At 53.6% G+C, this 13,477-nt stretch carries 12 protein-coding genes and 1 pseudogene; 5 read left to right on the top strand and 8 right to left on the bottom strand.

Annotation, left to right across the window (positions count from 1 at the left end):
- Positions 1 to 244 precede the first annotated feature (244 nt).
- From JMI88_RS13770 to JMI88_RS13790, 5 genes are all read right to left on the bottom strand, one after another.
- Positions 245 to 1,153 (bottom strand): energy-coupling factor transporter ATPase, encoded by a 909-nt coding sequence (locus JMI88_RS13770; RefSeq protein WP_201362442.1) that lies wholly within the window; start codon positions 1,151 to 1,153, stop codon positions 245 to 247.
- On the bottom strand, positions 1,146 to 2,012 hold the full coding sequence (locus JMI88_RS13775; RefSeq protein WP_201362443.1) for an energy-coupling factor transporter ATPase: 867 nt from the start codon (positions 2,010 to 2,012) through the stop codon (positions 1,146 to 1,148). The genes JMI88_RS13770 and JMI88_RS13775 overlap by 8 nt, the downstream gene beginning before the upstream one ends.
- The gene (locus JMI88_RS13780) at positions 2,009 to 2,761 is read right to left on the bottom strand and encodes a YybS family protein (RefSeq protein ID WP_201362444.1); all 753 of its coding nucleotides are present in this window, start codon (positions 2,759 to 2,761) and stop codon (positions 2,009 to 2,011) included. The genes JMI88_RS13775 and JMI88_RS13780 overlap by 4 nt, the downstream gene beginning before the upstream one ends.
- Before the next feature lie 260 nt (positions 2,762 to 3,021).
- Positions 3,022 to 3,363, bottom strand: a complete 342-nt coding sequence (locus tag JMI88_RS13785) for a hypothetical protein (protein WP_201362445.1) — start codon at positions 3,361 to 3,363, stop codon at positions 3,022 to 3,024.
- A 182-nt stretch (positions 3,364 to 3,545) separates the two neighbouring features.
- Positions 3,546 to 4,601, bottom strand: a complete 1,056-nt coding sequence (locus tag JMI88_RS13790; protein ID WP_201362446.1) for a GNAT family N-acetyltransferase — start codon at positions 4,599 to 4,601, stop codon at positions 3,546 to 3,548.
- A gap of 376 nt (positions 4,602 to 4,977) precedes the next feature.
- On the opposite strand from JMI88_RS13790, the gene JMI88_RS13795 reads away from it, so the two are divergent.
- Entirely contained in the window at positions 4,978 to 6,213 is a 1,236-nt protein-coding gene (locus JMI88_RS13795; protein ID WP_201362447.1) for an ankyrin repeat domain-containing protein, read from the top strand.
- Between the two features lie 145 nt (positions 6,214 to 6,358).
- On the opposite strand, the gene JMI88_RS40375 is transcribed toward JMI88_RS13795, so the two are convergent.
- Positions 6,359 to 6,904 carry a peroxidase-related enzyme gene (locus JMI88_RS40375; protein ID WP_201362448.1) on the bottom strand — a complete coding sequence of 182 codons (546 nt, stop codon included), beginning with the start codon at positions 6,902 to 6,904 and terminating at the stop codon, positions 6,359 to 6,361.
- Positions 6,901 to 7,242 (bottom strand): hypothetical protein, encoded by a 342-nt coding sequence (locus tag JMI88_RS13805; RefSeq protein WP_201362449.1) that lies wholly within the window; start codon positions 7,240 to 7,242, stop codon positions 6,901 to 6,903. Before JMI88_RS13805 ends, JMI88_RS40375 begins: the two co-directional genes overlap by 4 nt.
- 333 nt (positions 7,243 to 7,575) lie before the next feature.
- Between JMI88_RS13805 and xylB the strand changes: the two genes are divergently transcribed.
- On the top strand, positions 7,576 to 9,018 hold the full coding sequence (xylB, locus tag JMI88_RS13810) for a xylulokinase (RefSeq protein ID WP_201362450.1): 1,443 nt from the start codon (positions 7,576 to 7,578) through the stop codon (positions 9,016 to 9,018).
- Between the two features lie 201 nt (positions 9,019 to 9,219).
- Complete coding sequence (locus JMI88_RS13815; protein WP_201362451.1) at positions 9,220 to 11,493, top strand: ATP-dependent helicase; 2,274 nt, start codon at positions 9,220 to 9,222, stop codon at positions 11,491 to 11,493.
- 184 nt (positions 11,494 to 11,677) lie between these two features.
- Here the strand turns inward: JMI88_RS13815 and JMI88_RS13820 are convergent, their stop codons facing one another.
- Positions 11,678 to 11,848, bottom strand: a complete 171-nt coding sequence (locus JMI88_RS13820; RefSeq protein ID WP_201362452.1) for a hypothetical protein — start codon at positions 11,846 to 11,848, stop codon at positions 11,678 to 11,680.
- On the opposite strand from JMI88_RS13820, the gene JMI88_RS13825 reads away from it, so the two are divergent.
- Complete coding sequence (locus tag JMI88_RS13825; RefSeq protein WP_373323845.1) at positions 11,786 to 12,415, top strand: DNA glycosylase AlkZ-like family protein; 630 nt, start codon at positions 11,786 to 11,788, stop codon at positions 12,413 to 12,415. The two genes, JMI88_RS13820 and JMI88_RS13825, sit on opposite strands and share 63 nt — an antisense overlap.
- Positions 12,375 to 13,055, top strand: a pseudogene (locus JMI88_RS13830) (helix-turn-helix domain-containing protein); the annotation flags it as partial. The gene JMI88_RS13825 and the pseudogene JMI88_RS13830, both read left to right, overlap by 41 nt.
- Positions 13,056 to 13,477 lie beyond the last annotated feature (422 nt).

Below are 13,477 nucleotides of genomic sequence, written 5' to 3' on the forward strand. Positions count from 1 at the left end.
AATCGTTCATGGCCTGGTCTATATTAAGAGTACTTAGCGCCTGATTATATACAGATATGTGTCATAATGTTGTATAATACAAATGTTCGAATAATCGAACGATGCTATTGCATGCTCACTAGCTGCAACCTCCGGTCGTTGGCTGACGTAGCCGGTGCGTTCCAGTTCGTTCGCACTGCTATGTGGCCTGCCACCGCAGGAAAGAACAGTGTACGAGCAGCAATCATTTTCAGGTCGACTGACTCTAGCGACGAGGTTGATCTGCCTCAGCTTCCGGGCAAACAACCTGGAAGCTGCTTTTCTGTCTGTGCGTCTGCAAAAAGTCGAAGGCCTCATCAACAGTGGATATTTCGACAGGCAGCGCAATCCCCTGGCGGCGCAAATGGGCCAGCAGCTCATGGAGAGGAGGCACAGCCAGATCCCAGTCCCGTAGCTGCTCGCTGCGGGCAAACACCTGGCGCGGAGCTCCCTGCATGACCAGCCGACCATGATGGAGGACATACAGCCAGTTGGCCATGCTCGCTACCTCGGACATGTCGTGCGAAACCAGGACAATTGTCACTCCCTGCTCTATACGCACCTTCTGCAGATAGGAATAGAATTCCGCGCGTCCCTCGCCGTCGAGGCCCACCGTTGGCTCATCCAGAATTAAGATACGCGGAGACATCGCCAGCACGCCTGCCAGGGCGACGCGTCGCCGCTGCCCACCACTCAGGGCAAACGGTGAACGGTGGCCATATTCTTCATGCGGCAAGCCCACGCTCTGCAAAGCCCCTTTCACGCGAGCGCGGATCTCGTGCCGTCCCAGCTTCATCCGCTGCGGGCCAAAAGCGACATCAGCATAGACCGTTTGTCCAAACAGCTGAGATTCGGGAAACTGAAATAGCATCCCCACGCGCTGCCGGAGCGCCCGCAGGTTTGTATGGCGATCTCCGACATCGACGCCATCTACGCGTACAGAGCCAGAGGAGGGACGTAACAGGCCATTAAAGTGTTGCACCAGCGTCGATTTCCCCGAGCCATTAAAGCCTATCAGCGCCACACAATCCCCACGCATAATCTCCAGGCTGACATCGTCCAGCGCCCTCTTCTCAACAGGGGCAGCCTTGTAGATATGGGTGAGGTGTTCAACCTGGATAATGGCATCACGCATTGGCAATCTCCCGTGCAATTTCTTCGTTCGTCACCGCCTCAGGTGCAAGGCAGAAGCCAGCCTGGCGCAAGCGCGCGACCAGCGACAGAGGATCAGGTATAATCAACTTAAGGGCACGCAACCGTTCCAGGTCCGCAAAGATCTGCCCCGGAGTTCCTTCATCAAGCACACGGCCCTGTTCCATCACCACAATCCGCTGGGCGTATACGGCCTCCTCCAAAAGGTGAGTCACCTGAACAATCGTCAGGCCCAGATCGCGATGAAGCGTGGCAAACAACCTGGCCAGTTCCTGCCGCGAAAAAGGATCCAGCATCGAAGTAGCTTCGTCGGCAATGATGCAATGCGGCTGTAGAGCCAGGATGCCAGCAATCGCCAGGCGCTGACGTTGTCCCCCGGACAGTTGATGGGGAGGCAACTGCCGCAGATGAGCAATACCAACCGCTTCCAGGGCGGTAGATACCCGCGCGCGAATCTCGGAGGCGGAATATCCACGCACAGTCAGTCCCCAGGCCACATCATCCTCCACCACCGTCGCGATCAACTGATTGTCTGGATGCTGAAAAATCATACCCACCCATTCACGAATCGTGCGTTGCTTGGACGTATCGCGAGTATCCATACCCGCAACCAGCACACGGCCATGATCCGGCACCAGGAGCGCGTTACAATGGCGCGCCAGCGTCGACTTGCCACTGCCATTGTGTCCCAGAATAACCACATACTCGCCCGCCTGGATCTGCAAATTGATCCCCTGTAAGGCGGGCTCGTGTTGCAACGCCTGCTCACCGCTCCCCTTGGGCCGCTGGACAGGATAGGTATATGTCACCTGCTGGACATCAATCAAAGGGGAAGTGCTCATGCTTTGCTCCATCGTCGTCCCCGTGCCTTTCTTTTTAAGATAAATGTTATCACGCGGCGGCGCGAACGATGAACCCAGCGACCAACCTTGCCCTCCAGCAAAGGACGTATATCATAACCAAGCAGGCGCACAAACGAATTAGCCACGGCATAGATGATCAAGAGCGCCGGAATAAAGAAGCAGAACAAAACAACATAGAAAGTTATCATCCAATGAGCAAAACCCCATTGGGCGACCGCCACCACCAGAGGATAGAGATGCTGCTGCCAGAACGCACCCAGCCATAAGCGTTGAGCTACCAGCGCCATAATGGGCAGGATTGTCTGATAGGCGCGGTGCATACTGCGCACATACGTATCGAACGGCACGCCTGTCAGCCAGGCCACGCCAATAATAAGCACGAATAAGTAGAGCGACCCACACAGCGCCCCCAGCAACACAATCAGTAGATGTGGCAAGCGATACTTCATCGTCAGGCCCAGGAAAAGGCCCGCCAATCCTTCAGTTACCAACGAGGTAGCACCATGAGGACCAATCAGGATACAGAGTAAACAAATGGCCACCATAATCCCCATTACCGCGACATACAGACCCCGTCGCAGCACGAGCACCGTGAAAACCACAAAATTCAGAAACACAAAAAAGCCCGCACCAACTGGTAAAAAGGCCACCATAAATTGAAAAGCCACAGCAATATCAGCGAGCAGCGCGCCTTCTGCGATCTCGATCGCACGTAAATTCCTAAACATTCAACCTCTTCGCTGCACCTACATTTACACAATTAACATTAATATTATTCTATACGGCCCGACGATAATAAAAACAACCGGGAAAGCTAATCAGCACATTCTTCACTATCCAATACCTTATTTTACAGCGTGGAGTCCATTCAGGCACGCACTCACGTACCACCCCAGGCGCACTCATAACCACAGCCAGTGGCAACCGTACCCAAAGGCCGCTCATCAACACCAATACAAAGATCTCATAGCTGCATACAGGCCGCCACCTACTCCTTCCTGGTAGAATAATGATACTTATTTTCTTCTACATGCAAAACATATGTATAAGAAGTATAGCGATAACGGCAGGCCTTGTCTAAAATAGCATGGAAACCCACATCACTTAAATGGGGTTGACCTTCCAGGCGCTCAAACAGCACGCGCATCCGTCGATCGACATAAAATTCCCACACATTGTCCAGCGCCATATAACGATGTATTTTAAGAGACTTGCTATAGGGATTCGCGACAAAAAGGCGAATCTTCCTGACCACAATGGAACGTTCGGTATAGTTAAGCCCATCCAGAGCGTGCACAAAGCGTTCGGTACATGGGATTATCAAAGGCACCTGCAACCTCCTTCAAAACCCGTTCTACTCCCATACCTCTACGATACCTTTATGCCACCCAAAAACGGAAGTTGCAAATGCCGAATATACAACCAAAATAGAGTATTATTTCGAAATGGAAAGAAAAATTTGTAGGGAGCGCAATCAATAAAAGAAAGGGAGCATAACAACCAGACAGTCGGTCAGAGAAGTAGCCCCGAGCGCTCAGAATAATGGCGTTGATAGGTCCGCCAGAGTGGACTAAAGCCCATACGGGGCCAGAACTGGCTGGATAGCGGGTTGGCTGGATTAAACCACAAAATATAGCCATCTAGCTGCAGATGGGCAAAACATTCAAAGCTAGCCTGGAGCAACAGGCGGCCAATACCCTGACCACGAAAGGCTTGCCGTACACCCACATTGTTAATGTGTCCATAGCGACCACGGGGCATAAAATGAGGCTCACTTTCATCTTCAGCTTCAATCGTGTACAGATCATTTTCTGACATTGCCACTATTTGTGCATCCCACTCAATCACCACCACAATCGGCGCCCCCTTCTCAACACTCTTTCCCGACCAGAATAACTCCAGGCGATCCCGGAAAGCGCACTCCACCGAAGAGTTCATGCGCACAAAAGGTGTATAAGGCTCATGGAAAAGAAGTTCCTCGGTAAACAAAGCGAGCAGCGCCTCCTCATCCTCTGGACGGGCAAGGCGCGCATGAACAGAGGATGGAAAAGAACGAGGAGCAAGCGTAGCCGGAACCGGTTGATAGGCCAGTTCGCTGTCAAGCAGGAAGCCTTGCTTGCGCAATAGCAAGGCCATCCAGGGATCGCAGCAGGGCCAACGCATCATCTCGCCGTATACCTGTTGCTCGCTCCACAAGCGTGTCAAAGCAGAAAAAAGAGCAGTCGCCACACGAAAAGCATTGGGGTCAGCCGGATCAGGCAGAGCCAGCGACTTCACCAGGCCATTGCGCGCAGCAAAAAAAGCCCGCAACCCATCTTTAGGGTGTAGCTGCCAGACCTTTGGATGAACATAACCACAGACACGCTCCTGCGCATCCAACGCCACTACAGGCGGTAACTGCATCTTACGATGTCTCTGCAGCATCTCTGTCACCTGCTCAACCGAGCGCACAGCACGCAAGCGGGGATCGAGTCTGTACCAGCGACACTCCTGTGCGCGCACCAGTTCTACAATCGCAGGTATGTGCTCATCAGTTACAGGCGTTACTGATATATGCTGACCATCCATACGAATTTCTCCTACCAACAAATATCACCTAAGTAAATGAATGCACTACTTCTTTGTATTATTGTACACATTTTGCACGGTATATAAAATAGTGCAATAGGAGATACGGGTAGTCAAAGTAATTTTTCCTACTATCCTTCAATAGGAGCAACAAAAAAAGCTATAGATTGCTTTCCTGGTTGTATATAGTATCAGACTGAACGTGAAGACTGTGATAAGCAAGCGTAATCGGTATATCAGTCGTGAAAGCTTCCTGATATGATATCCTCCCTTTGCTGGTATAATAAGATTTACTCGCAAGATTGGAAGGATACCGAGCGCATCGAGAGAGTAAGAATTCTGCTTGATGCTTTTTATGAAAGGATGAGGAACCGACATGGATTTTGAGCCGCTGTCTCCCGCTACAACAACCGATGGACCAGATATCGATCTGTATCACATGCTTGGGGGAAGGGATGCGTGCCAGGGACTTGCTGTTGCCTTTTATGCTCAAGTGAAAGGTGATCCAATCCTCCGTTCGATCTACTCTTCCAGCCTCAAATCCAACTTCAAATGCCCTACTGAGATGCTTGCTGCCTTTCTCACTCAGTTTTTTGGTGGACCATGCGAATATACCCCACGCCGTTGGTCGTTGAGTTTGCGAGAAACCCACCTGCGGTTCCACATCGGATACCAGGAGAGAGAGGCCTGGCTGAACGCGATGGATCGAGCAGTTGAGGAAGTGCAGATCGAGGAGCCTGCCCGCAGCGCCTTACGTTGGTTCTTCGCAGAATCATCCGCCTTTCTCATCAACCAGCCCTTTGAGGCAGCAAATGAGACCTCTCCATCTTTGGAACCGTTCATCAGCGACCAGAAGCACCTGGAGATCTCCAGAGTGCACCTGGAGATCGCACAACGATGGCAGGAACAACGAGCGCTTGAAGATTTGATCGCCGCCGTTCGCCGCGAAGATGCCGATGCTGTTCTGACAGGATTGGAAACCCCGGCCGTTCAAACCTGCTTCACGAGAGACCGGGCTGCATTTCTGAGCTTCCTGGCGATACTGAGCAGCAGCAGCCAGCCTGCTTTGCTGGATTATATGCGCCAGGTGCTGGTCAGGGCTCCTGAACTGGTGAAGGAGCGTTACGCCACTGATCGCACGCTTTTACACGAGGTGGTCAGTCAGGGAAGCCCCATCATAGTGGAACTCTTGCTCCAACTGGGAGCTGATCCAAACGCAAGAGACCAGTTGGGACGCACTCCGTTGTATTTCGTTGGCAATGCGCTTCATGGAGCCCATGGCGCAGATGTCGTACGAGCTCTCGTCCGAGGGGGAGCGCACGTCAACGCTCAGGAAAAACTGAAGCATTGCACTGCGCTACATATGGCAGCGCGACGGGGAAATGTTAGGGTTGCGGAAGCGCTACTGGATGGTGGGGCAGGAAGCGAGGTGCAAGATAAGCTGGGCGATACTCCTTTGCATCGTGCGGTCAAATGTGGGAAAACCGAGATGGTGGTCTTTCTCCTCTCACGGGGAGCTGACGCTCATGCCAAAGGAAAAGGAGGATTAGCTCCGTGGCAGGTTGCACGAGGAAGCCGCATGAAACATCTCCTCTCTTCTCATTCGGATTAAAGCAAACCAGGAGGATCGGCCACATAAAAAAGGAGCCAGCATGGATGTGGAGTACATCTCATCTACAGAGCAGCGGACTCTATCTACCAGGTATCTGACAGGTAGAGCGCTGCTCCAGCTCGCTTTTCCTCCTTGTAACTATGGTTCAGGCACGATAATAGCCATGCTCAAGTCTTTCCGCGGCGCCCTGTGCGAAAACTTCGGGAGGCGGAACGGCCACATCAAAGGAGTCAGACAGCCGATTCATAATCTGGAAGATGGCGCTACTATACAAAGCATCCCGGATCGCCTGCTCGCTAATACCAGCCGCCAGCAAACTTTGCATATCCGCCGCTACAATCTCGGCCGGTCGCAAGGTATATTTTTCCAGAAAACCCAGCATTGCCCGCAATTTCTCATCAATCGGAGCGGTCCGCCAATCCGCAATCACCGCGCTCACAAGCCCGGCATCTAAAGCCGTAGACGCAACTGCGCCATGGGAACCCAGTCAGAAGGGACAGCGATTCAGCGACGAGGTAAAGGCAGCAAAGAGCTCACGCTCACCCACAGACCAATAGGAGGGTCCGCGTAGTACAGCCTGGGTCAGGATAGACATGGGGGTGCCGAAAAACTCTGATCGGTAGGTAAGTACACGCCGAATATCAGAAACGCTCTCACCCTGTAAACATTCCTCAAGACAATGTAATCTCATTCAACTGCCTCCTGCAAAGCATTCAAACCACGTTCAAGGCGCGCCCGAGCGGTCCCCATAGTCACGCTAAGCGTAATTTCAAACAGCGCATCGTCAGAATAACCGGCCTTTTGCAAGGACAAGATATCCTCATCCAGCACTTTGTAGGCATGAAAGGTGACATTGCGCACATACGCGACTAATTCCGGTGGCACATTCAGTGGATCAGCCGAGGCATCCAGGCTCAAGCGTTGAGCATAGTCTCTAACTTGCTCACGCAACGCCGTGGAAGTCACGCCCGGTCGCGTAGCCACCGCATCAAGCATCGCTTCCATTTTTAGAGCATGCCGATCATCCATTCCGCTTCTTCCTTTCGTGAATGTATATGTTATATAGAATAATTTCACTTTACCAGGCATTTCAACGGGTAGAGCGTAAAGAGCACATATAGACAATGGAGTTACAAAATTAGCATTTATGCACAATCAATGCTTTTATCTCCAGATGCGCATGTATATATTATAATGAATTGATGAGAGAAACACTAGAAAAAATCATCGAGAGGACTGCTACATCGGTCAACGAAAGTAAGCTGAGAAGAAGGCAATATAATATAGAATTATTCCGTTTTGCGGGATCACTATTTAGCAGGGGACCAGGTAGAGCGTTCTTCCCTGAAGAGGAGGTAATTTATGGCATTCTTAGGCATCGACCTGGGAACAAGCTCGGTAAAGGCGATCATTCTGGATGAGCAAGGTCAGACGCTGGGTACCAGTAAGGTAGACTATGCGGTGCGATCTCCTCAAAGTAGATGGGCCGAGAGTGATCCAGCTGACTGGTGGCGGGCAACGGTTGAGGTGGTGCGAGAAGTGCGCACGAAGGTGCCGCAGGCCAGGATTCAGGCGCTGGGCCTGTCGGGTCAGATGCACGGCGTGGTTCCAACCGATCAGCAAGGGCAACCTGTACGGGCCGCTATGCTGTGGGCGGATAGCCGGGCCGAGGGCGAATTATACCACTACTTCGAGCTTGGTGGTGATATAAATAGGCGCCTGGCCAATCCACTGTTGCCGGGCATGGCGGGACCGCTGCTATGCTGGCTGGCCCGGCACGAAAACGCAAACTACCAGGCGATGCGCTGGGCCTTGCAACCAAAGGATTGGCTACGCTGGCAATTAACCGGTCAGGCGGCCGCCGATCCCAGTGATGCTTCTGGAACCCTGTTGTATGATCTATCTCAAAATCGCTGGGACGAAGAGGTCATCGCAGGACTCGGTTTGAACCGAGCGCTCTTCCCCTCTATTATTCCTGCTGGCGCTCAGGCAGGCACACTGACGCAGAAAGCCGCCACAGAGCTTGAGCTGCCGGCCGGGCTGCCAATCGCCACTGGCGCTGCCGATACGGCCGCAGCGGCCCTGGGGACCGGCCTGCTATCACCCGGCGTCACCCAACTTACGCTTGGCACTGGAGCCCAGATCATCCAACTGCGCTCCGACTTCCGACCAGACGACAGCTTACGCACCCATTTCTACCGGGCGGCCGATGGAAGCAACTGGTATAGCATGGCGGCCGTGCAGAACGCGGGATTGGTATTGGATTGGGTCAGACAGACGCTTAATGCCAGCTGGGAAGAGATGTATGCCAGCGCCGCAACCGTAGCACCGGGAGCAGAAGGACTGATCTTTCTGCCTGACCTGACCAGGGAACGAGCTCATCAGCCAGCGAACCATCACGGCGGGGCCTTCCTGCGCCTGCGCCTGCACCACCAGCGAGCGCATATGTTGCACGCCGCCCTCGAAGGCGTGGCCTTTGGTGTCCGCCTGGCGCTTGAGGCACTACCAGGCGCGCAAGAGAGCAGCAGTTTACGCCTGGCCGGTGGCGGCAGCGTCCATCCCGCCTGGCGCCAGATGCTAGCAGACATCCTCAACCGCGAACTATTACTGGTCGACACCAGTTCAGCCTCAGCGCGTGGAGCCGCCTTGCTGGCAGGCATAGCCAGTGGCCACTGGTCCGATGCCCGGGCCACCGCCGCAGTCGCCCCCGGCATCCATAGCAACGGCGTCCCTCAACCCGAGCGGGCCAGAGCCTACCAGGAAAGCTACCAGCAATTTCTCAAACATGCCCTGACCAACCTGTGAATATCAAAGCAAAAAGGAAATGTTGTAGAAATTTCCTGATCGGAATAAAAAGCTGGAATAATAAAGATAGCGGAGAAAATAAGAACAAATGTACATCCAAAAAGGGCATTAACTTGTTCTCTGCGATTGAACCTGCTATAGTACAGATCGAAACTTTTCGGCAAAACTGTAAAAAAAATACTTAGAGAAGCGAGTTGTTGAATGTCCTCTCAGGCAACAAGACCAAAGACAAAAACACGAATAAGCGCCACACCGTCGTTCAGCGCCAACCCCCAGCAAGCGGACGCGATTGCCCATACCGACGGGCCCGCAGCCTTTATTGCGGCGGCAGGTACCGGCAAAACGTCGATTCTTGTACAGCGTCTGGTCCGGTTGGTGGCAGATGAGGGGGTCACACCTGAGTCTATTCTCTGTGTCACATTCACGCGTGCCGCCGCCGACGAGATGGAGAAGCGCGCCTCCAAAGCGCTGCGCGCTCGCGGCATGACCGTGAAGGAGATCAAGCCACTGCGCGTAGTGACCTTCCACGGCCTGGGACACCAGATGTTACGCGAGAAGCTTGAACTCACACCGCAACAATTAAACCAGAAACTGATCAGTGGCGATCCGCGCCAGTGGTTAGCTGAAGATATTATCCGGCCCTGGCGCAGCAATCGCAGCCGTGGCATGAACTGGGATGTCGAGATTACCGATGCGTTAGCCGCCATCGATCGCGCCAAAGAAGCCATGGTCCAGCCTGAGAGCTCCGTTGACTTCTTCCGCACAGATATGAGCATCGGTGTGGAACTGGCCGCCCGCTATCAAGATTTTTTCATCAATTATGAGCAGACCAAAAAGAAAGAAAAGCTTTACGATCTCTCGGACCTGATTTATATACCACTCAACTTGCTGGAAGGCAGTCCCAAATACCGTAAATCCTGGCAGGGTCGCTACCAGTACCTGCAGGTAGATGAGACGCAGGACACCAATCCATCGCAATATAAGCTGATCCAGTACCTGGCAGCCCCTAAGCAGAACGTGGTGGTGGTGGGAGATCCCGACCAGGCCATTTACCAGTTTCGCGGCGCCAGTCCAGAGGCCTCGATCCTTTCGTTCAAGACCATGTACCCGAAAGGAAAAATCTATCGCATCGAGCATAACTATCGCTCGACGCCCCAGATCCTTGAAGCGGCCAACAAGCTGATCAGCCATAACGACATCACGCCGGGCTTCGAGAAAATGTTGCGCTCGACTCAGCCCGATGGCGCACCCGTCTGGGTGACAGCCTATGAGGATCAAGAGATGGAGGCCGAGGGGATCGCTGAGCGCATCGATCGTCTGCAGCGCACGTGGAAAGAGCACCAGGAGGGGCTGTCGTATAAAGATATCTTTGTGCTCTCACGTACGAACCACCACCTGGCCTCGCTGGAAATCGCCCTGGCACGCAAGCGTATTCCCTATCGAGCAGCCGGCGGCTCGTCCTTCTTCAAACGCAAAACCACGCGCGACATCCTGGCATACCTCGCATTGATCGATGGCGTACGTGTTCACCAGGACTTTCTAGCCTCGCGCAACAGTCCCGAGCCGCAAAGATGGGATGACGTCTTTACTCCGGTACACTGCGGCGAACAGAATACGGCCTTCCGCATCGTGGCCAATATTCCATCGCGAGAATTCTTTGCCAGCACCGGCAAGACCTCGCACCGCTTTAATGCCAGCTTCTATGGAACCCTGACCGCTCATGCCAGCGGACGCCCGCTGCTCCAGTACTGCGAAGAACATGCCTACACCATCCCTAAAGAGCACCAGTTGGGCGTCAAAGATCTGGTCGCCCTGATCAAGCGTCTGTGGTCAAAATCCAATAATAATCCGGCCGAAGCCATCAAACACATTCGCCAGTTCGCCTACGATGTCCATCTGCGCCACTATGATAGCAAGCATAGAGAGAATACAGAAGAAGAGGCCGAGGCACCAACACATCACGAAGAAGTGAAGCTCGAAGCCCGCTACGACGAGCTCGAAGAGCTGATTCAGATTGCCCAGAAGCATCATACAATCCGCCACTTCCTCCAGGCCATGACCCGGCTCAAAGAACAGGCTGAAGACAACAATAAGAATAAGCGCGACTGCGTCAGCCTGATGACCATCCACAAATCCAAGGGGCTGGAGAGCCCGGTGGTCTTTGTCATGGGCATGACCGAGGGCATCTTCCCACACCGCCGCTCGTACACCCTGGCAGAGGATGGGCCGATCTCCATAACCGGCATGGCCGAAGAGCGGCGCCTGGCCTATGTAGCTTTTACGCGCGCACAAAAGCAACTCTTCCTGAGTTCGCTACTGCGCTATCGCGGCACCGACGCCGTCGCCTCCCGCTTTATCGACGAAGCCGGACTAACTCCCACCAACGAAGACGGAGAACTCAATCCCTATCTCTTCAAACACGATGGCACGCCGCGCAAGCTGAGTCCACTGGTAGAAACGCCAACGCTCTTCTAGCCACGCCTGCTAGCAACCAGCCATACAATCGAATATACGCGCATAGCCGCCCGAGAAGAGTGCGGTGTGCTGCAGGCGGATCAAAACAGCGTAGAAGTCACGGAGGCTTCCTGTCCGACCCAAGTGCAGCAATTAAAACTGTGGTGAATACGTTTTACTACGTTTTGAAAGGCAGGTCATCATGCTAACCATCAACATCGATATAGCCCGTCGCTTCATCCTCGGCAAGCAGGGCTTGTGGCCCGGGCGGCGCTGGCGAGGCATCGAGGGAACCGAGCAGACCATGCGCGCGATGGAGTACTTGCAACTCGACCCGCTGAACATCATCGCTCGCAGCCACGACATCAAGCTGCACAGCCGCGTGCTCGATTACACGCCTGGCATGTGGGAGGACGTGACATATCAGCAGCGCAAATTCTTCGATTGGGGTAACTGGCTAGCCGTCCGAGCGATGGACGAACTGCCGTATTGGCGCGTGGTCATGCGCCGCGAGCGCGATAGTGGCTCGCGGCTCCGCGCCATAGCCCGCGACCACGCTGATGCCATCGTCGAAATGCGAGCCGTCTTGCACGAACGTGGCATCGTGGGCAACCGCGACTTTGCCATGGCAACACGCACACGAACGCAAAATTATCGCGGCCGCAAGGACAGCGCGCTCGCCTTGTATTATCTGTGGTGCACTGGTGAAGTGATGACACACCATCGCGACCGTTTTGAGCGCGCATATGCACTGACCGAAACGGTCGCGCCCGCGCATCTTATTCGCGAGAGCGACGAAGACGAGACTGATCGCTTCTTACTCAAAAAGGACATCAGCTTTAGCGGCCTGTCATTGTATGGACTACGCACCTATCGCAACGTATTAGAGAAGGCCCTCACAGATGAAAACCGCGCACCGGATCAGAATGAACCCCGCGCCTGAACACGTGGCGTATCTCAAACGCGCTTGTGGCACCAGACGTTTCATTTACAACTGGGGACGCGAACAGTGGGAGAAGCAGTATCAGGCGTATAAACAGGAGCAGGAAGCGGTTCCCGAAGCGCAGCGCGTGCTCAAAACGCCCAATGCCTTCGCCCTCAAGAAGCAGTTCAATGCGATGCGGCATGAAGCCTATCCCTGGACCGGTGAGGTCACCAAGTGCGTGGTGGAAGGGGCCTTCGATGATCTGGGCAAAGCCTATGCGAACTTCTTTGCTGGCCGGGCGGAGTATCCCCGATTCAAGAAAAAGGGAACATCGCACGAATCCTTTTATCTCTCCAACGACAAATTCACCGTTGGCAGTCACTGGATCTCGATCCCAGGGTTGGGGCGTTTCATTCTGGACCAACGCCAAACCAAGAAGGATCGAGGCAAGCTCCTGCGCCCACTCGGGACGGTCAATCTGGCAGAAAAGCTGCGCTTTGTCGAAGAGAGGAAAGCAACCAAGCCTACGAAAAAGCGAAACCAACGCCAACACGTCCTCTGTGAATCCCTGAAGATCCTGGGGGCAACCGTCTCGTGTGAAGCAGGTCATCGGCTATTACACGTTGCCGATTTTGTGGGGCGACCGGCTCGTCGCGCGGTTCGACAGCAAACTCGACCGGACGACCAACACATGTGTCATCCTGGGCTTGTGGCTGGAGGATGAGGCTCTCGGCAACAATGAGGCATTTGCGGAGGCATTGGCTTGTGGGTTTGCGCGATTCGTTCGGTTTCTCGGCGCGAGCAAGCTGGATGCAACGGCAATTCGCGAGCCGCTGCTACGCCGACGCGCATACTCTTCATAAGGAAACGAATTCAAGCTAGAGCAATGCATATAAATGCTGAGCGATTTCCCCCACCTCAGAAGCAGGATACCCATTTTGGGCTGCTCTGTCCGGAAGATCTGGGCTCACTACTGATTGTAGAAGAAACGAACAGATTAATCAGGCTGTCTGCTACTATCTATAACCACTACATATCTAAACAATAACAATTTTTTATGAGTAAAAGATACATTGAAAA

This window comes from Dictyobacter formicarum, assembly GCF_016587435.1.

What these genes read in the sequence shown, in the direction of transcription:
- JMI88_RS13770 (WP_201362442.1), bottom strand. Translation starts at nt 1,153, where the DNA reads ATGCGTGATGCCATTATCCAGGTTGAACACCTCACCCATATCTACAAG.
- JMI88_RS13775 (WP_201362443.1), bottom strand. Translation starts at nt 2,012, where the DNA reads ATGAGCACTTCCCCTTTGATTGATGTCCAGCAGGTGACATATACCTAT.
- JMI88_RS13780 (WP_201362444.1), bottom strand. Translation starts at nt 2,761, where the DNA reads ATGTTTAGGAATTTACGTGCGATCGAGATCGCAGAAGGCGCGCTGCTC.
- JMI88_RS13790 (WP_201362446.1), bottom strand. Translation starts at nt 4,601, where the DNA reads ATGGATGGTCAGCATATATCAGTAACGCCTGTAACTGATGAGCACATA.
- JMI88_RS13795 (WP_201362447.1), top strand. Translation starts at nt 4,978, where the DNA reads ATGGATTTTGAGCCGCTGTCTCCCGCTACAACAACCGATGGACCAGAT.
- JMI88_RS13805 (WP_201362449.1), bottom strand. Translation starts at nt 7,242, where the DNA reads ATGGATGATCGGCATGCTCTAAAAATGGAAGCGATGCTTGATGCGGTG.
- xylB (WP_201362450.1), top strand. Translation starts at nt 7,576, where the DNA reads ATGGCATTCTTAGGCATCGACCTGGGAACAAGCTCGGTAAAGGCGATC.
- JMI88_RS13815 (WP_201362451.1), top strand. Translation starts at nt 9,220, where the DNA reads ATGTCCTCTCAGGCAACAAGACCAAAGACAAAAACACGAATAAGCGCC.
- JMI88_RS13825 (WP_373323845.1), top strand. Translation starts at nt 11,786, where the DNA reads ATGGAGTACTTGCAACTCGACCCGCTGAACATCATCGCTCGCAGCCAC.